Origin of the sequence: Streptomyces sp. NPDC048277, from assembly GCF_040652235.1 — a bacterium.
Lineage (GTDB): Bacteria > Actinomycetota > Actinomycetes > Streptomycetales > Streptomycetaceae > Streptomyces.
In genome coordinates, this window is record NZ_JBEZLQ010000009.1 from 198,984 (window position 1) to 217,601 (window position 18,618).

Below are 18,618 nucleotides of genomic sequence, written 5' to 3' on the forward strand. Positions count from 1 at the left end.
CCGCTCTGTCAGCCCCGGCCCGCACGGCGGATCGGGGTGCACAGCCCCGCGACGGCGATCAGGGTGCAGCAGGCTCCGGCGACGGCGGCCACGCGGGTGGTGCCGTACCGCTCGGCCGCCCAGGTGAGGACGGCCGCGCCGACCGGGGCGAGCGAGTACTGGAGGGTCCAGTGGGCGGAGGTGACACGGCCCAGGAGGGATTCGGGAGTGATCTCCTGGCGCAGTGACATGGAGCAGGTGCCCGCCACGCCCACACAGGCCAGGTAGACCGCGCTCAGGGCGGCCACGGCGGGTACCGTGCCCGCCCGGCCGAGCCCGGCGAAGGCCGCCCCGCACACGGCGATCGAACCGATCCAGGTCGGCCCGAAGCCCAGCCGGCGCCGGAGCCGGGCCACCAGCAGCGCCCCGGCGATGGTGCCGACGGCGCCGACCGCCAGCACCGTGCCGACCGTGCCGTCGTCGTGGCCGAGGTCGTGCTTGAGGTGGTAGATGAGCAGGTCGTTGATGCCGAGGCTGAGGAAGCTGAAGACCGCGAGCAGCCCGGTGACCGACCGCAGCACGGGATGACGGACGAGGTAGGAGACCCCGGTGCGCAGATCGCGCCACATGCTCGTGCCCTTGGGCGACCGGTCGTCCCCGGCACGTTCCCGGACCCGTACGAGAAGGAGACAGCTCGCCGATACGGCGTAGCTGGCCGCGTCCACGGCCACGGCGTTCGCCGGTCCGGCCCAGGCGGCGACCAGGCCCGCGCCGAGTGGTCCCAGGACGCCGGCCGCGGCGGCGGTGGCGTTCAACCGGCCGTTGGCCTCGGTGAGCCGGCCGGTGCCGACCAGTCCGCGGACGACGGTGACGTACCCGACGGCGAAGAGCATCCCGACGGCCTCGCACAGGGGCAGGACCACATAGAGCAGCCAGAGGCGCGGTCCGGCGAGCCAGACGAGCGGGACCAGGCCGTACAGCACCATCCGCACCAGATCGCAGGCGATGAGGAGCTTGCGCCGGTCGACCCGGTCCACCACCACCCCGGCGAAGACCGCCGCCAGCACCATCGCGGCGCCGCCGGCGCCGGTGAGCAGGCCCATCCGGGCCACCGAGCCGGTCGCCTGGAGGACCAGCAGGGGCAGCGCGACCAGGCTGAAGGAGTCGCCGAGGACGGAGAGGGTCTGAGCGAGCCAGAAGAAGCCGAAGTCCCGCTGTCTCCAGAGCGGTTGGCCGTCCGCCGGACGCTCCCGCACCGCTCTCGCCACGCGCCGCGCCCCGTACGTCACGGCTCCCCCTTCCGTCTCCCGGCAACCTTATGCCGCGCGGCGGCGACAGGTACACGACGAACCGTCCGCCAGGAGAGAAGCCGTGTCCACGCAAGCCAGCACCCCCTCACCCTCCTCCCACCGCCGCCGGCGCCGCGTCCTGCGTCCGCTGCCGCTCGCCGCGGCCGGCCTGCTGGTCGCCACCGGCGTCTACGCCCTCCCCCAGCTCACCCCCGGTGCCTCGGCCGCCACCACGCTGCGCGGATACGCCGACGCGCGGGGCGTGCGGATCGGCACGGCCGTCGGGGACTCCGCGCTCACCTCCGACTCCTCCTACACCGCCGTGCTGGACCGGGAGTTCAACTCGGTGACGGCGGAGAACGCCATGAAGTGGGACGCGGTCGAGCCGACTCGGGGCGGTTTCGACTGGGCCGCCGCCGACCGGCTGGTGGCGCACGCGGCCGCCCACAAGCAGGGGGTGCGCGGCCACACCCTGGTCTGGTACTCCCAGCTGCCGTCCTGGCTCAGGAACGGCGACTTCTCGGCCACCCAGCTGAATTCGATCCTCAAGAGCCACATCGACACCGAGGTCGGCCGGTACAAGGGCAGGGTCTACGCCTGGGACGTGGTCAACGAGGCCTTCAACGACGACGGTTCGATGCGCTCCTCGCTCTGGCAGACCAAGCTCGGCACCGGCTACATCGCGAACGCGCTGAAGTGGGCCCACGCGGCCGACCCCGCGGCCAGGCTGTACATCAACGACTACAACATCGAGGCGGACAACGCGAAGAGCGACGCCCTGTACGCCCTGGCGAAGCAGCTCCTAGCGCAGGGCGTCCCGTTGAACGGCATCGGCTTCCAGTCCCACTTCGTGGTCGGCAAGCTGCCGTCCACGATGAAGGCGAACCTCAAGCGCTTCTCCGACCTGGGCCTGGAGGTGTCGGTCACCGAACTCGACGTGCGCATCCCGCTGCCGGCCTCCGCCGCCGAACTCGCCCAGCAGTCCAAGGACTACAAGACGGCGAGCGAGAACTGCCTCGGCGTCCCTCGCTGCGCGGGTGTCACGGTGTGGGGCATCACCGACAAGTACTCCTGGGTGCCGAGCACCTTCACGGGATACGGGGCGGCCCTCCCGTTCGACGAGAGGTACACGGCCAAGCCCGCCTACACGGGCCTGTCGAAGGGGCTCGATCCGAAGGCGTGAGCCGCGGATAATCACTTGGGCGGCGAAACCTGGAGCCCCTAGGATTCCACCTGGGAATCCCAGGGAGGTGTCACATGCCCCGTGCCGGAATCACCGCCGACCGGCTGGTCGCGGCGGCTGCCGAGCTGGCCGACGAGGCCGGGTTCGAGCAGGTCTCGCTGTCCGCGCTGGCCCGGCGGTTCGGGGTGAAGGACGCGAGTCTCTACTCGCACGTGCGGAGTCTCCAGGACCTGCGGCACCGGATCGCGCTGCTCGCGGGCGGCGAGATGATCGACCGGATCGCCGTCGCCGTGGCGGGGCGCTCCGGGCGGGACGCGCTGGCCGCCTACGCCGGCGCCTACCGCGCCTACGCCCTTGCCCACCCCGGCCGCTACGCGGCCACCCAGATCCGTATCGACCCCGCCCTCGTCGACGCCGACGCCCCCGCCATGCGCCGCACGGTGGAGATCACCTACGGCATGCTGCGCGGCTACGGCCTGACCGAGCCCGATCTCACCGACGCCGTACGCCTGTTGCGGGCGGCCTTCCACGGCTACTGCGCGCTGGAGGCCTCCGGTGGCTTCAACGCGCCGCGCGATGTCCGCGCCTCCTGGGACCGGGCGATCGACGCCCTGCACACCGCACTCGAGAACTGGCCCCGTGAGAGGACCGACCATCATGGCTGACCTGCACTACGACGTCATCGGCACCGGCCCGGTCCTGCTGATCGTCCCGGGCGGCGCCGGCCACCCCATGGGACTGGGCCCGCTCACGGAGCGCCTCGCGGCGCGCTTCACGGTCGTGACGTACGACCCGCTGGGCCTCGCCCACGGTCATCTGGGGGACGCGTTCGCCGACCAGCGCGTGGCGGACTGGAGCGAGGGCGCGCACCGGGTCCTGGAGGAGGTGGTGGCGGAGGGCGAGTCGGCGTACGTGTTCGGCACCAGCGCCGGCGCCATCGTCGCCCTCGACCTGCTGGCCCGCCACCCCGGCCGGCTGCGGCACGTCATCGCGCACGAGCCGCCGTGCGTCACGCTGCTGCCGGACGGGGAGCGGCTGCGGGCCGAGCTGATCGCGCAACTCGACGGCGGGCGGCCGGACTCCGTGGCGGAGGTGACGCCGTTCTCCGTCTTCCTCGCGCATGTCCTGCGCCCGTTCACCACCTACCGGCCGCCGACCGGACTGCCCCGCCTCACCCTTGCCGCGGGTACCGACTCCCACGGCCAACTCCTACACCAGACAGCGGAGTTCACCGCCGAGCACACCGGCGGCGCCTTCGTCGAGTTCCCGGGCGGCCATCTGGGCACCGCCGAACACCCCGGCGCGTTCGCGGACCGGATCACGCAGATCCTGCCGGCTTGAAAAAACAAGGTCCCGGCGGGGCAACCTTCCGGGCCCCGGCGGCAACCACAGGGCATGACAACCGCACCACGCACTACACGTCACCGCCGGGTCCGCGCCTTCCGCAAGCCCGCGATCGGTGCCCTGGCGGCCGGCGGCCTGCTCGCCGGCGCCTGGTACGCCACCACCGCAGGCGCGACGACGACCCCGGACCTCAAGGTCACGTCCACGGCGGTGAGCCTCAGCGCCAAGTACCCCTACCTCTCGGCGGGTTACAACAACACCCGGGAGTGGAACCGCACCGCCACCGCGGTCGCCCCCGACGGCACCCTCCGCGTCGCCTGGCCCGCCGCCGACGGCGTCCATGTCACCCCGCTCACCGCGACCGGCACCCGGTCCGGCGCCGACACCGTCGTCAAGGGCGCCAAGGAGGTCGGCGGGCTGGTCGCCCACAACGACGGCTTCGCGCTGCTCACCCGGGTCTCCGACACCAACAAGTGGAAGGAGACGGCCGCCGCCATCGTCCGCTACACCGGCGGCAAGAAGACCTGGTCCACCAAGCTCACCGGCACCGCCTCCCACGACACCTCCCCCACCCTCGACGGGCAGCTCACCTGGAACGGCTCCAAGTACGGCGCCTACTTCGTCGTGCACGGCGCGGGCGGCTTCGCCGACGGGCACTTCGGCGACAAGCTGGCGTACGTCAGCGCCAAGGGCACGAAGCTCAGCGGCGGCTGGGACTGGGGCTGCAGCCACAACGAGGGCATAGCCCTGCACGCCGAGAGCTCCGGCGCCTTCACGTCCCTCTGCTTCGACGACTGGCGTTCGGGCCTGTTCGTCTCCACCGGCATCGGCGCCCCGGACGTGGCCCCGGTGGTCCAGCGGGAGCAGTGCTGGGCAGGGTACTGCGGTGGTACCTTCCCCAGTCGCACCGGTGATCTGGTGAAGTCGTCCACCGGCAGGTACGCGACCGCGTTCGCCTCCCGGGGCGCGGCCTCCGCGAAGAAGAACCCCGCCGACAGCAGCGGCCGCGGCTGGTCGGTCACCCCGAAGACCGCCACCCACCAGGTCGCGATCGCGTTCCTCAAGAACCGCAACTCCGGCCCCGGCAAGGCGATCTACCTCACCGGCGCCAAGACGGTCGAGAACGTCAACGTCCATGTCGCCCCCTACGGCAAGGACAAGCTCCTGGTCTCCTGGGAGTCCCTGAAGAACGCCAAGTGCTCGGCGGGCACCTGCACGGGCACGTTCACCGGCACGCATCTGCGGCTGGTCAACTGGAGCGGCACCTTCGTCAGCGCCGACAAGGTCGTGAACACACGGATCACCGGCGACATCGCGGTCCTCAAGGACGGCACGCTCACATGGGCGTACGCACCCGTCACCCCGACCTACGGCACCCCGCTCACCGGGGCGTCACCGACCACCACGACCCTGCGGATCGCCCGTCTGACGCCGTGAAGGTGAAGTGACCGACCCCGCCGCCCGCCCAGCGGACGATCAGGTCGAAGGCTCCTTGGTCCCCCTGCACCGTCACGGACACCAGATCCGTGAGGGGCAGGGGGTCCGGGTCCCGGGTCAGCCGGGCGAGCGCGACAAAAAGCGTGCCCGCCGCCGAGTCCGTCACTCCGGCAAGCTCCTCCGACAGGCCGGCCACCGGGGCCAGTTCGGCCCTCACGTCCGCCCATCCCGTCACCCGTACCGGCGTTCCGGCCGCCGCTCCCGCGACCAGATGCGCCCGCACCTCCACCGCCCCCTCGACCACCACCAGGCTGGTCACGGTCACGCCCTCCGACACCGTGTGCCGCGACGCCGCCCAGCCCTCCCCCACGCCCAGCGGCTCGATCCCCGTGCGGCTCGGGTCGTCGCCCACGATCACGCTGTTGTCGTACGACGCCGAGGGCTCCGTCACGGTCGAGTAGCCGAGCCGGGTGTAGTAGGGGTCGTAGCGGACGTCCTCGCTGCCGTGGTTGTGGAGGCGGACCACGCCGTCCGAACACGTGGACTGGAGGAGCCAGTTGGCGGGGGTGATCGGCGTGGCCGCGTCCGCGCGCTCCGCCGGGGCCGGTTCCTCCGGTGCCGTCCACACCTCGTGGTCCGGCGGGAGCAGCAGGCCGAGGAAGCCCTTGCTGGCCCAGTACGGGGAGGCGGGGCCCGAATAGCCCTGCAGGACAGCCGCGTTGGAGCCGTGCCAGCCGAGGGTCAGGAGCCCGTGGTCGTCCACCGCGCCCCGGTCCAGGAAGTACTTCAGCGCTCCGGAGGCCAGTCGGCGGGTCTCCCCGGGGGCCAGGGGCGTGCGGCCGGTGAGCGCGCCCAGCCACAGTGGGGCCGTGGTCGCGAAGCGGTAGGTCAGGGAGCGGCCCTGGTGCATCGGGGCGCCGTCGCCGCCGAACAGGCGGGCGTAGTCGTCCAGATGCCGGGCGAGCCTGCCGCCGTACAGGTCGAGCAGGGCCGGGTCGTCGGCGAGCCAGGCGTGCAGGACCGGGTAGAGGTGCATCGCCCAGCCGTTGTAGTAGTCGAACTTGCGGCCGTCGCCGTCGGTGTACCAGCCGTCGCCGACGTACCACTCCTCGATGCGGGCCAGTCCGTGGTCGACCGCCTTGTGCGCGGCCTCGGTCTCGTGGCCGATCTCGGCGAGGAAGCCGCCGACCGTGACCGGGAACAACTCCCAGTTGCAGGGCCAGGGTTCGGCGGTGAGCGCGTCGGCGAGCCAGGCGGCCGCGCGCTGTCGTACGGCGTCGTCGAGCCGGTCCCACAGCAGCGGGCGGGTCAGCCGGAGGGCGAGGGCGACGGAGGCGGCTTCGACGAGCGGCTGGCTGCGGTCCTCGATGCGCGGCCAGACTCCCGACACCCCGGCGGCGAGGCCGTCCGCGTACCGCTGGAGCGCGGTCTCGTCGCGGCGGAAGGCGGCGAGGAGCAGGGTGCGGGCGTAGCCCTCCAGGCCGTCGGAGAGCCGGCCGGACCAGCTCCCGTGGTCGCCGGGGAAGTGGTAGAGGGCGCGGTCCGGGGTGGCGTACGGCTCCACGGCGGCGAGCAGGGCGTCGGCCGCGGCCTCCCAGTGGGCGCGGGTGTAGCCGGTGCGCGGGCTGTGACCGCGGTCCTCGGGGGGCAGCTGCATCGGGGCTCTTTCTCGCTCGTACCGTACGGAACTGCTCGTACCGTCGAACCTGGGGCGCCCCGGTTCCGGTCGGGACGCCCCAGGGGCTCATCCCGCCCGCACGGTGCCCCGGGGCACCAGGTGCTGGGCGAGAAGCTCGTCGCGCACCAGGCCCGCGTAGACGGTCGCGCCGTACGCGGAGGTGTGCGTGTTGTCCTTCTTCTCGTTGTACAGGTACAGCGCCTTGGAGCCCTCCACGCCGAGGGACTCCACCAGCGCCTTGGTCTTCGCCGTGAGGTCGATCAGCGGAACGTCCTCGGCGGCGGCGACCGAGCGGATCACCTCAGGATGATTGACGCCGAGCCCGTTGACCAGAAGCGCGATGTCATTGTTCAGCGTGCCGTCGGCGTTGAACCAGCGGCGCACGATCGGCGTGACGAGCACCGGCCGCCCGCCCTTCTCCCGTACGCCCGCGACGAGGGTCTGGAGATTCGTCCGGTAGGTGACCTCGTCCGTGGTCTTGTCGTTGTGCGCCAGCTGGATCAGGACCAGGTCACCGGGGCGGATCAACGGCTGGACGGTACCCCAGAGTTGCGGGTTCTGGAGATAGGTCACCGTACTTTCACCGGAGTCGGCGTAATTGGCGACGGCGACGCCTTTGCGCAGGAACTGCGGGAGTTGCTGGCCCCAGCCGGAGTAGGGGTCGGCGGGCTGGTCGCAGACGGTGGAGTCGCCGACCAGGAAGAGCTGCCGGGTGTGCCGGGCGGCGGGGGCGACCCGGATGTCGGCGAGGGCGGGTGCGGAGCCGCCGATCACCAGGTCGAGGCCGGGAGTTCCGTCCGGTCCGGTCGGCTCGCCCTCGGGGGTGCGGACGTTCACGGTGAAGCCGCGGGTCACGTGGTGCCCGGCCGCGGTGGCCGTCTCGGGGAGCAGCGAGCGCCGGGTCTCCCCGCTGATGCTCGTGCTGGAGGCGCTCTCGCCGCCGAGCCGGACGGTCACGTCGTAGTTCCCGGGCGGGACGTCGAAGTGGCAGGCGGTGGCGGTGCAGTTCTCGATGCCGAGGGGTGGCCGCCGGTCGTGGGCCTGGGCGGCGGGAGCGGCCGTCAGGCAGGCGCTGAGGACGACCGCCGCGAGGGCGGCGACACGAACACCGTTGAAACGTCTCACTCGGGACTCCTCCGTCACGGGACAGTCACACCGACAGGGCCTGGCGGGGACCGTACCGCCACTCACAAGCGCTTTCTAGACCTTGGACCGTTTTCACAAGATTGCCAACTCCATGAAGGCGAAAGCCCTTTCGCGAAATCGATTCAACTGCCACTCTCGGGGACACCCGCACCCCCGCTCCACCGAAGGAGGCACCCCCATGTCCGGTTCCAACGGGAGATCGCTCGGACGCCGCACCTTCGTCCTCGGCAGCGCGGCCGCCGCCGGTACCGCGGCACTCGCCGGACCGCTGGCGCAGACCGCCTCGGCGGCGAGCTTCGGCTGGTCGGACGACGGCTCCAACTACGTCGTCGACACCGGCGCCAGCCTGGTCTTCAAGGTCAGCAAGACCAACGGCGACCTGACCTCGCTGGTCTACAAGGGCACCGAGTACCAGGGCTACGGCGGCAAGAACTCGCACGTCGAGTCGGGCCTCGGCACCTCCACCGTGACGATCGCCCAGTCCGGCTCCACGATCCTGATCTCGGTCGCGTACGGCACGCTGAAGCACTACTACGCGGCCCGCAGCGGCGAGAACAACGTCTACCTGTGGACCAACAAGGCCGACGACTCGGTCACCGCCACCCGCTACATCGTGCGCGTCAAGGCGGGCCTCTTCCTCAACGACGAGCCGGATTCCTACACCTACGCGCCCACCGTCATCGAGTCCGCGGACATCTTCGAGAAGTCCGACGGCCAGACCCGCGCCAAGCACTACTCGAAGCTGCGGGTGATGGACTACAACTACATCGGCTGGACGACCGGCAGCGTCGGCCTGTGGATCGTGCGCAGCAACCACGAGAAGGCCTCCGGCGGCCCGTTCTACCGCTCGCTGCTGCGCCACCAGAGCGCCGACGGCGGCGGGCTGTACGAGATCCTGTACTACGGCGAGAACCAGACCGAGTCGGAGCGCTTCGGCCTCCAGGGCCCGTACGTCATCGCCCTCACGGACGGCGGCGCGCCCTCCTCCTCGCTGTACGCGGGCACCCTCACCACCTCCTGGGCGGACTCGCTCGGCATCTCCGGGTACGTCTCCGCGAGCGGCCGCGGCCGGGTCGCGGGCGTCGGCATCAGCGGGCGGGACACCGCGTACGCGTACACAGTCGGACTCGCCAACTCGGCCGCCCAGTACTGGGGTTCGGCGCGCTCGTCGGACGGCTACTTCTCGATCGCGGGGGTGCTGCCGGGGACGTACACCCTCACCGTCTTCAAGGGCGAACTGGCCGTCTACACCGGCTCGGTGACCGTGACGGCGGGTGCCACGACCACCCTGAACACGATCGCCGTCCCGTCCTCCAACGACCCCAGCAACGCCTCGGCGATCTGGCGGATCAACAACTGGGACGGCACGCCGAGCGGGTTCAAGAACGCCGACCTGATGACGTACGCGCATCCCTCGGACGTCCGGGCCTCGTCCTGGACCGGGAACGTGGTGATCGGCAGCGGCACCGAGACCTCGGCCTTCCCCTGCTATCTGTGGAAGGACGTCAACAGCGGGATCATCGTCTACTTCAAGCTGACGGCCGCCCAGGCCGCCGCCGCGCACACCCTCAGGATCGGTGTGACGACGGCCTACGCGAACGGCAGGCCGCAGGTCGTCGTCAACGACACCTGGACCTCCGCCGTCCCCTCGCCGCCCACCCAGCCGAGCACCCGCTCACTGACCGTCGGCTCGTACCGGGGCAACAACTACACGTTCACCTACAGCGTCCCGGCGTCCGCCTGGCTGACGGACACCAGTGCCTACAACACGCTGAAGATCTACGTGGCGAGCGGCTCGGGGACGACGTCCTTCCTCAGCGCCGGCACCTCGGTCGACGCGATCGACCTGCTCGCCTGAACCCGGCAACCCTCCGCGGCCGGGCGGCGACCTGAGGGCATGACCGCTTCCCACGAGCAACCCCCCGCCCCCGCACGGCGCCGCACCGTGGCGCTCGCCACCGGCACCGCGGCGGCCCTCGGGCTCGCCGCGGTGTCGCTGGCCGGCCCGGCCCGGGCCGCGTCCGTCCTCACCGTCGCCAAGGACGGCTCCGGGATGTACACCACCGTCCAGGCGGCGGTGAACGCGGCCTCCTCCGGCGACACGATCTCCGTCGCGAAGGGGACCTACCAGGAGATCGTCAACGTCCCGGCGACCAAGACCGGGCTGACCCTCAAGGGGGCCACCGGCAACGCCGAGGACGTCGTCATCACCTACGACCGCGCGGCCGGTTACACCGACTCCAGCGGCACCAAGTACGGCACGCTGGGCAGTTCGGTGGCCACCTTCTCCGCGAACAACCTCACCGTCAGCGGGCTCACGGTCCAGAACACCTTCGACAGGGCCGCCCACCCGGGGATCACCGACACCCAGGCCGTCGCCGTGACCGCGCAGGGCGACCGGCAGACCTTCCGCAACGACCGGTTCATCAGCCGCCAGGACACCCTGCTGAACTGGGCGCCGTCCGCGACCGGCCAGTACCGGCAGTACTTCACCTCGTCCTTCGTCACCGGGGACGTGGACTTCGTCTTCGGGAACGCGACGGCCGTCTACGACCGCGTGACCATTCAGCTGCGCGACTCGGGCGCCGCGGCGGGCGGCCTCAACGGCTTCCTCGCCGCGCCCAACACCAACTCCGCGAAGACGTACGGGATTCTGCTGACCGGCAGCACCATCAGCAGCTCAGCGGCGGCGAACACCTACTACCTGGGCCGCCCCTGGCATCCGACCGCCGACGCCGTCGGGCAGCTGGTGATCCGCCAGACCTCCCTGCCGGCAGCCGTGAAGACCGCCGGACCGTGGACCGACATGAGCGGCTACTCCTGGAAGAACGCCCGCTTCTTCGAGTACAGGAACACCGGGGTTGGCGCCGGTGTGAACTCCAACCGCCCGCAGCTCACCGACGCACAGGCCGCGACCTACACGGCCCAGAAGTACCTGGCGGGCACGGACGGCTGGAATCCGGTCGGCTGACGCCTGCTCAGCTCCCGCGTGTCCACTGCTGGTTCGTGCCGCCGTTGCACGTGTACGTGATGATGGCGGCCGAGTTGGCGGTGGACGCGCCGCTCACGTCCAGGCACTCACCGGTCGTGCGGGCCTTGACGTTGACGTAGGAGCCGGAGGTCACGACCGACCACTGCTGGGTGGTGGCGCCGGTGCAGTCCTCCTGGGTGACGTTGGTGGAGTTCTCCTGGAGGCAGAGCGAGCTGCCGCGGCCCATCAGCTCGTAGTAGCCGGTGCCGAGGTCCTTGAACCACCACTTCTGGTTGGTGCCGCTGTTGCAGGTGTACTGGCTGATCGCGATGCCCTCCCAGAGGGACTGGTTCGGCACGTCGGCGCACTTGCTGCTGTGCCGGGCGATCAGGGTGTTGTACGTGGCGCTGGTGCCGCTGATCGTGCCGGCGGCGGTGTCGACGGAGACCTCCGGGTACCAGGACATCGACATCGAGGTGTCGGTCGGGAAGGTCAACGGCAGCCAGACGTAACGGGAGTCGTTGACCGTGCCGCCGAAGGAGTTGCCCCAGCGGTCGCCCATGTAGAGGTACGAGGTGCCCGAAGTGCCGCTGACCGGGAGGACGTAGGCGGTCTGGGAGTTGTACGCCGTGGAGTCGCCGACGGTCGACCAGGACGTCCAGGGTCCGGAGAGGCTGGTCGCGGTGGCGTACTCCTGCTGGTTGGCACTCCAGCCGGTGGCACCCGACGTCAACATGAAGTAGACGCCGTTGCGCTTGAAGAGGGCCGGGGCCTCGCGGTGGCCGCCCGCCCACGGGTTGGCGACCAGGCTGTCGATGGCGGTGTAGTCGGAGGTGAGCTTGTAGATCTGCAGGTCGTAGTTCTCGTTGGCCGCCGAGACCATGTAGGCGGTGCCGTCGGTGTCCACGAACGTGGTGATGTCCCGGGACATGTACTGGCCGAGCGGCTGGAAGCTGCCCTGGTAGGTGTAGTTCCCGTCGACCGTGTCGGAGACGGCGACGGCGGCCTTGGCCTCGCTGTAGTCGACGCCGTTCTCCTTGTGCATCCACATCACGAACTTGCCGGTGGAGGCGTTGTAGATGACCTTCGGGCGCTCGATGTAGGCGGTGGAGAGCTCGGAGGCGGAGGACTGGGTGAGGACGTGGTTGCGGAACTCCCAGGTCTTCAGGTCGGTGGAGCGGTAGGCGTCCACGTACTTGAAGGTGTTGTCGGAGTTGCGGTCCTCGCCGAACCAGTAGTAGTAGCTGCCGACCTTGATGACCCCGCCGCCGTGGGCGTGCACGATGTTCCCCGAAGTGTCGGTGAACTGCGTGCCGTTGGTGACGGTCTGGGAGGCGGCCGCGGCCGGGCCGGCGGCGGCCAGGGCGCCGGCCAACGCCAGACAGAGGGACAGCAGGATCGCGTACGCACGTCTCATCTCACACACGCTCCTTGGGGGAAGGATGCCGTTCGGGATGCCGAACCGCATTTGTCATGACGAACGTTGTGATCGCCGAAAAGGTAAGGGCGTGTTACCCGTGGGTCAACGGGTACGACATGACAAGAGGGAAAGCGATTTCCGGCCGTTCGTCGGCGAGGCTCGTTTTTCTGTTATCGCGCCCCGTCCGCCGCCGTCTCCCCTGACGTGCGCACCCACCTCCACACCACCGCAGCGGCCGTCGGCGCCCTCGCCGCCCTGCTGGCCTCCGCTCCCCCGGCCCTCGCCGCCGGCGCCCGGGACGTCACCGCAGACGTGCTGGCCGACCGGGACGTGACCCTCACCGGCGACACGGTCGTCACCGTGCCGGCCGGGACGACGACGTACGACGGGGTCTTCCACGGCGAGGGCACGCTCACCGTGCGCGGCGGCGGCACCCTGATCCTCACCAGGGACAGCGACTTCACCCTGCCGGCCTCCCGGCAACGGCAGGTCGTGCGCACCCAGGGCGGCAACCACCCGTATACGACCGTCACCAACCCCGACCCGCCGGCGATCACCGTCGAGCGCGGTACGACCCTGCAGTACGGAACCGGCGGCGGCACGGGCCTGATCGGCCACTTCCCGTACAACACGCCCGGCTACCAGCTGAACCAGCTCAACATCCGCGTCGACGGAACGCTGCGGCTGTCACTCACCCGCACCTTCAACATCGGCACGATCAGCGGCGCGGGCCTGGTCACCCAACCCCGCAACATGTGGGGCACGCTGGACCTGGCGGGCACCCACCCCTTCTCCGGGGTCATCGACAACGGCACGGGGATGGCCGTCGGCCGCCCGGAGTACCCGGTGGCGCTCCCCAGCACCCGCGCGATCCTCAACCAGGGCTCCTGGATCATCGACACCCCGCTGTACCAGACGATCACCCTGCGCCAGGACTTCTACCAGCGGGAGTACGGCAGTGACGTCAACGTCCACTCGCGGCCGGGCAGCAAGGTCGTCCTCACCGGCCAGTACAGCTACAGCGACCAGGGCGGCGACACGAACCCGTCGTTGAGCGACCCTTCGCTCAACTGGAAGCCGATCGCCCACCAGTTGAACAAGCGCGGCACCAACATCGAGGGCGCCGACGTGCACTGGGGCGACGGGACGACCCACCGGATCTTCATGCCGGGCACGAAGGACACCGTCTACATCAACCTGCACGCGGCCAGTGGCCGCCGCTCGAAGCTCACCTTCGACTACGACGGCCCCGTGACGCTGGGCGCCCCGATCGGCGGCGGACGCTACCACGACACGCTGGCCGCGCCCGGTGCCGGGGACATCGTGATCGCGGGGACGCGCGGGAACGACGTGACCTTCGCGGCCGCCCAGGACTACGACGGCTCGACGACGGTCGAGAAGGGCGCGGTGCTGCGGCTGGGGTCGGGCGCGCGGGGCGGCGACGGCTCGCTGCTGACCGGCACGGAGCAGCGCAGGATCGTGAACGACGGCACCCTGTACGTCCGCAACACGTCGGCTCCCGTGACGCTGGCGTACGTGACCGGCTCGGGGTCGCTCGTCCAGTCCGGCGCGGCGACGACCACGCTCACCGGGAGCTCGGTGTCGTACACCGGGACGACGACCGTCGGCAGGGGCACTCTGGCCTTGCGCGCCGGAGCGACTCTCGCGCACAGCAGGGCGATCCGGCTGACGTCGGCGGCGGCGAGGCTCGACGCGGGCACGGCGGGCCTCAGGGTCGCGACCGCCCTCTCCGGCACCGGCACGGTACTGAGCCCGGTGACCAACGACGGCCTGGTGACGAGCGGGTTGACCGTGAAGGGCGACTACACCCAGCACAAGCGAGGTGAACTGGTCCTGCGGAACAAGCCGTTGAAGGTGACGGGCCGTCTGACCCTGGCCGGCGCCCTGGACATGTCCGACGCGGGCACCTCCCCCGCCCGCCGTATCACGCTGATCGACCACACCGGCACGGCCCGCACCACCGGCGCCTTCGACGGCCTGCGCGAGGGCGCCGAGGTCAAGCTGGCCGACACCGTCTACCGGATCAGCTACCGGGGCGGCGACGGCAACGACGTGGTCCTGGTGGCGAAGGCGGCCGGGGCGAAAACGAAGGCCGGCGCCACCGAGTCGACGGCCACGGCTCCCCCGACCGTGACCACCCGCACCGCCGCCGACTCGGCGGACGCCTTCGGCTGGTGGCCGTACGCCCTGGCCCTGGGCCTCCTCGGCGGCCTGATGGTCCCGGCGGGCCTGCGCACGCAGCGGAAGGACCGCCGGAGGGGCGGACGGCACGCGGGGTGACGGGCCGGGCGTCGTCCGGCGTCAGTAGGGTGCCGGACGACGCACCTGCGAGGAAGGCGGCATGACATGGCCTACGGCTACATCGGCTCGATGAGGACACGGCCCGGCGAACGCGACGCCGTGGTCGCGATCCTGCTCTCCGGAGCCGACGGCCTCCGCGAGCACGGCTGCCGCAGCTATGTGGTGGGCCTGGCGGACGACGACCCGGACACGATCGTGGTCACCGAGGTCTGGGAATCGAAGGAACACCACGACGCGTCCCTGCGGTTGCCGGAGACCAAGGAGGCGATCGCGGCCGCCATGCCCCTGCTCACCGGCGAGTTCACCAGCCGCGAACTGACCGTCGTGGGCGGTCTCGGCGCCGGCGGCGCCTGACGGCGGGCGCCGGTGGCGTTTCAGGAGTCGCCCAGGACCCGGTCGATCCGCGCGGACCCGCCCACGAGGATCCCCGGGCCGTCCGGTCCTGGGCGTACGACTGCCGTGATCGTCGCCGGGGTGCCGAGTGAGTCGCCCATGTCGGCGGTGACTCCCGGAAGTCCCCCGCGGGCGAGGCGGGCGGCCAGGCAGGCCGTGCTGTTGGCGTTGGCGATGTCCTCCGGGACGCCGATCGACGGGGCGAACATCCGGGCCGCCACCCGGCCGTCCGGTGCCGGGGCGGAGTAGAGGTAGCAGCCCAGCAGGCCCAGCCGGTCGCAGGCGGCGCGGAGGCGGTCCGGATGCGGGGTCAGCGCGGCGAGGGCGGACCGCGTGGGCAGCGGGAGCAGCAGCCGTGGGCGTCCGAGCGAGGCGATGACACCGCCCGGGGTGTCGCCGGCCAGGCCCAGGGCGGTGAAAACGTCGTCGAGTTCGCCGTCCCCGGGTGCGCGCAGGCCGACCGGCCCCGGCGCGAACCAGCCCTCCAGCCCGCCGTCCTCACGGCGGATCGCCCGGCCCTCCAGCGCGCCCGACCGCGTCCGCAGGGTGACCTCGCGGGTGCCGGTGCGCCCGGCCAGGACGGCCAGCGCCGCGACCGTGCCGTGGCCGCAGCCGGGGAGTTCGCCCTCGGCGGTGAAGAAGCGGAGCGAGATCCCGCCCGCGGGCCGGGCGGTCGAGAGGAACACGGCGTGCGAGGCACCGGCCCGGACGGGTACCTCGCGGCGTTCGTCGTCGGTGAGCGGTGCGTCGTCCAGGACCGCGGTGGGGCTGCCGCCGCGGCCGTCGCGCAGGCAGGCCCGAACGAGGGTGACGTTCACGGCGGTGAGCCTAGCGGGGCCCGGCGGGCGCCCCGCCGCCGTCACGCGGTCGCGTCCTCCCGCTGCCGGCCGCGCAGCCACACGTACACCGGGATCCCCGCGAACAGGAACAGCACGCCCTGGTAGACGGCCGCGTAGCCCGCGCCCGCGATCAGCCAGAAGGAGAAGGCGAAGGAGAGCGCGGCCGCGATCAGGTCGCGGACCAGGGCCGGAGGGCGGACGCGCTCGCGGGTGCCCTGGGCGAGCCAGTAGAGCTGGGCGGCGGCCGACAGCAGGTACGGGACGCAGCCGGTGAAGGTGGTGATGAGGACCAGGACGCGGAACGTGGTGTCCGGGCCGGCCGTGTAGTTGAGGGCGATGAGGAGGGTGCCGAGGACGGCGACCGCCCAGACGCCGAAGCCGGGCACCCCGCCCTTGCCGACCTTCGCGAACGGCTTCGGGAAGAGGCCGTCGCGGGCGGCCGCGTACGGCATCTGCGCGGCCAGCAGGATCCAGCCGTTGAGGCAGCCGACGATCGAGGCGACGGCGACCAGCGCGATCGCGGTGCCGCCCCAGCCGCCACCGGTGATCGCGTTCACCGCGTCGGCGAAGGGCGCGCCGGACTTCACCAGCTTGTCGTGCGGGACCAGGCCGAAGACGGCGACCGTGCCGAGGAGGTAGACGACGGCGGAGCCCAGTGTGCCGAGCACGCTCGCGCGGCCGACCGTGCGCTCCGGGTTCTCGACCTCGCCCGCGCTGACCGCGGCCGACTCGACACCGAGGAAGCTGTAGAGCAGCAGGGCCGCCGCGGCGGCGAGGGCGCCGGGGGCGCTGTCGCCGGACGCGTTGAAGGGTCCGAAGTTGTCCGCGTGGACGAAGAACAGGCCGACGGTGGCGACGATGAGGAGCGGGACGAACTTCAGGACCGTCGAGACGATCTGGACCGTGCCGACCCAGCGGGTGCCGGCGAAGTTCGCGGCGGCCGGGAGCCAGAGCGCGGCGAGGGCGACGACGCCTTCGAGGGCGTGGTTGCCGTGCAGGGGGATCAGGACGTCGACGTACCCGACGACCGCGACCGCCAGTGCCGCGATGCTGACCCAGCACATCGTCCAGTACGACCACGCGGAGAGGAATCCGGCGAAGGGGCCGAAGGCGTCGCGCGGGTAGACGTAGAGGCCGCCGGTGACCGGGCTGCGGCGGGCCAGCTTGCCGAAGAGCAGGGCGAGCAGGACGGCGGCGACGGACAGGACGACGAAGGCGAGCAGGCTGACCGTGCCGTACGGGGCGACCGCGGCGGGCAGCGCGAAGATGCCGCCGCCGATGATGTTGCCCATGACCAGGGCGGTCGCGGTGGCCAGGCCGAAGGTGCGGCGGGGAGCGGACGGGGCCTCGGTGGGTTCCGTGGCCTCGGCGGGGGTGGGGACGGGGGCTGTCATGGCGGTTCCGGTTCCGGGGGGGCATGCGTGCGCGGGTGCGGGCAGGCGGGCGGGGCGGGGAGTCGGGCGATCGTATACCGGGTGTCCACATGATGGGCGATCTGTTCATACGGTGGACACACTCGGCTGTTCGGAGCCGGGTCGACTAGCGTCGGTGCATGACCAGCGACAACTCCCCCAGCCTCGCCGACGCCCTCGCCGCGGGGACGCTCGTGCTCGACGGCGGCATGTCCAACCAGCTGGCGTCCGCCGGACACGACCTGAGCGACGAGCTGTGGTCGGCGCGGCTGCTGGCCGACCGGCCCGACGCGGTCGGCGACGCGCACCTCGCGTATTTCAGGGCGGGCGCCGACGTCGCGATCACCGCGAGCTACCAGGCCACGTTCGAGGGCTTCGCCAAGCGCGGGATCCCGCACGAGGAGTCCGCGCGGCTGCTCGCGCTGAGCGTGGAACTGGGGCGGGACGCGGTGCGGCGGGCGCGGGAGGAGGGGATCGTACGGCCGTTGTGGGTGGCCGCGTCGGTCGGGCCGTACGGGGCGATGCTCGCGGACGGCTCCGAGTACCGGGGGCGGTACGGGCTGAGCGTCGACGAGCTGGAGCGGTTCCACCGGCCGCGCCTGGAGGTGCTGGCCGGGGCCGGGCCGGACGTGCTGGCGCTGGAGACCGTGCCGGACGCGGACGAGGCGGCGGCGCTGCTGCGGGCGGTGCGGGGGCTGGGGGTACCGGCCTGGCTGTCGTACAGCGTGGCGGAGGGGCGGACACGGGCCGGGCAGCCCCTGGAGGAGGCGTTCGGGCTGGCCGCCGACGCCGACGAGATCATCGCCGTGGGCGTGAACTGCTGTGCGCCGGAAGACGTGGCGCTCGCGGTGGAGACGGCGGTGCGGGTGACCGGGAAGCCGGTGGTCGTCTATCCCAACAGCGGGGAGGTCTGGGACGCGCGGGCTCGGGCCTGGACGGGGCGGTCGACGTTCGCGGCGGAGCAGGTCGTCGGGTGGCGGGATGCGGGGGCTCGGTTGATCGGGGGGTGCTGCCGGGTGGGGCCGGAGGCTGTCGCCGGGATCGCCCGGGTGGTGTGACCTTCGCCGGTTCGCCGTGGGGGTTCTGTCGTCCGGCGACCAACTGCGGTTGTGGGTTGCTCGCGCCCACGCGGCGGAGCCGCGAATTGACACTGTCCCGCGCCCCTGGCGGGGCGCTAGGGTCCCGTCGGGAACCGGTTGCCGGTT

Annotated in this window: 15 protein-coding genes; 9 read left to right on the forward strand and 6 right to left on the reverse strand. The window is 71.5% G+C overall.

Annotated elements, in window-relative coordinates; translation table 11 throughout:
• Positions 1-8: 8 nt before the first annotated feature.
• Entirely contained in the window at positions 9-1,268 is a 1,260-nt protein-coding gene (locus AB0D85_RS21295) for an MFS transporter (protein WP_362322322.1), read from the reverse strand.
• Positions 1,269-1,350: 82 nt separating this feature from the next.
• On the opposite strand from AB0D85_RS21295, the gene AB0D85_RS21300 reads away from it, so the two are divergent.
• From AB0D85_RS21300 to AB0D85_RS21315, 4 genes are all read left to right on the forward strand, one after another.
• Positions 1,351-2,451, forward strand: coding sequence for an endo-1,4-beta-xylanase (locus AB0D85_RS21300; protein ID WP_362322324.1), 1,101 nt, complete (start codon positions 1,351-1,353; stop codon positions 2,449-2,451).
• Between the two features lie 74 nt (positions 2,452-2,525).
• Positions 2,526-3,116 (forward strand): TetR/AcrR family transcriptional regulator, encoded by a 591-nt coding sequence (locus tag AB0D85_RS21305; RefSeq protein WP_362322326.1) that lies wholly within the window; start codon positions 2,526-2,528, stop codon positions 3,114-3,116.
• A complete protein-coding gene (locus tag AB0D85_RS21310) occupies positions 3,109-3,792 on the forward strand; it encodes an alpha/beta hydrolase (protein ID WP_362322328.1) in 684 nt (227 codons plus the stop codon). Before AB0D85_RS21305 ends, AB0D85_RS21310 begins: the two co-directional genes overlap by 8 nt.
• A 54-nt stretch (positions 3,793-3,846) precedes the next feature.
• Entirely contained in the window at positions 3,847-5,232 is a 1,386-nt protein-coding gene (locus AB0D85_RS21315; protein WP_362322330.1) for a hypothetical protein, read from the forward strand.
• On the opposite strand, the gene AB0D85_RS21320 is transcribed toward AB0D85_RS21315, so the two are convergent.
• Both AB0D85_RS21320 and AB0D85_RS21325 read right to left on the reverse strand, forming a co-directional pair.
• A complete protein-coding gene (locus AB0D85_RS21320) occupies positions 5,177-6,889 on the reverse strand; it encodes a DUF2264 domain-containing protein (RefSeq protein ID WP_362322332.1) in 1,713 nt (570 codons plus the stop codon). The genes AB0D85_RS21315 and AB0D85_RS21320 overlap by 56 nt on opposite strands.
• 87 nt (positions 6,890-6,976) lie before the next feature.
• The gene (locus AB0D85_RS21325; protein ID WP_362322334.1) at positions 6,977-8,035 is read right to left on the reverse strand and encodes a rhamnogalacturonan acetylesterase; all 1,059 of its coding nucleotides are present in this window, start codon (positions 8,033-8,035) and stop codon (positions 6,977-6,979) included.
• A 199-nt stretch (positions 8,036-8,234) separates the two neighbouring features.
• Between AB0D85_RS21325 and AB0D85_RS21330 the strand changes: the two genes are divergently transcribed.
• A complete protein-coding gene (locus AB0D85_RS21330; RefSeq protein WP_362322336.1) occupies positions 8,235-9,914 on the forward strand; it encodes a rhamnogalacturonan lyase B N-terminal domain-containing protein in 1,680 nt (559 codons plus the stop codon).
• A 39-nt stretch (positions 9,915-9,953) separates the two neighbouring features.
• Complete coding sequence (locus AB0D85_RS21335) at positions 9,954-11,027, forward strand: pectinesterase family protein (RefSeq protein WP_362322338.1); 1,074 nt, start codon at positions 9,954-9,956, stop codon at positions 11,025-11,027.
• A 7-nt stretch (positions 11,028-11,034) separates the two neighbouring features.
• On the opposite strand, the gene AB0D85_RS21340 is transcribed toward AB0D85_RS21335, so the two are convergent.
• On the reverse strand, positions 11,035-12,444 hold the full coding sequence (locus AB0D85_RS21340) for an RICIN domain-containing protein (RefSeq protein ID WP_362322340.1): 1,410 nt from the start codon (positions 12,442-12,444) through the stop codon (positions 11,035-11,037).
• 207 nt (positions 12,445-12,651) lie between these two features.
• Here AB0D85_RS21340 and AB0D85_RS21345 point away from each other — a divergent pair, with 207 nt between their 5' ends.
• Positions 12,652-14,748, forward strand: coding sequence for an autotransporter (locus AB0D85_RS21345; RefSeq protein ID WP_362322342.1), 2,097 nt, complete (start codon positions 12,652-12,654; stop codon positions 14,746-14,748).
• Between the two features lie 66 nt (positions 14,749-14,814).
• Positions 14,815-15,123, forward strand: a complete 309-nt coding sequence (locus AB0D85_RS21350) for a putative quinol monooxygenase (protein WP_362322344.1) — start codon at positions 14,815-14,817, stop codon at positions 15,121-15,123.
• A 20-nt stretch (positions 15,124-15,143) separates the two neighbouring features.
• On the opposite strand, the gene AB0D85_RS21355 is transcribed toward AB0D85_RS21350, so the two are convergent.
• Both AB0D85_RS21355 and AB0D85_RS21360 read right to left on the reverse strand, forming a co-directional pair.
• Positions 15,144-15,980 (reverse strand): PhzF family phenazine biosynthesis protein, encoded by an 837-nt coding sequence (locus AB0D85_RS21355; protein ID WP_362322346.1) that lies wholly within the window; start codon positions 15,978-15,980, stop codon positions 15,144-15,146.
• A 41-nt stretch (positions 15,981-16,021) separates the two neighbouring features.
• A complete protein-coding gene (locus tag AB0D85_RS21360) occupies positions 16,022-17,395 on the reverse strand; it encodes an amino acid permease (RefSeq protein ID WP_362322348.1) in 1,374 nt (457 codons plus the stop codon).
• A 158-nt stretch (positions 17,396-17,553) separates the two neighbouring features.
• Here AB0D85_RS21360 and mmuM point away from each other — a divergent pair, with 158 nt between their 5' ends.
• Positions 17,554-18,471: a homocysteine S-methyltransferase gene (gene mmuM, locus AB0D85_RS21365; protein WP_362322351.1), complete on the forward strand. Its 918-nt coding sequence runs from the start codon at positions 17,554-17,556 to the stop codon at positions 18,469-18,471.
• Positions 18,472-18,618 lie beyond the last annotated feature (147 nt).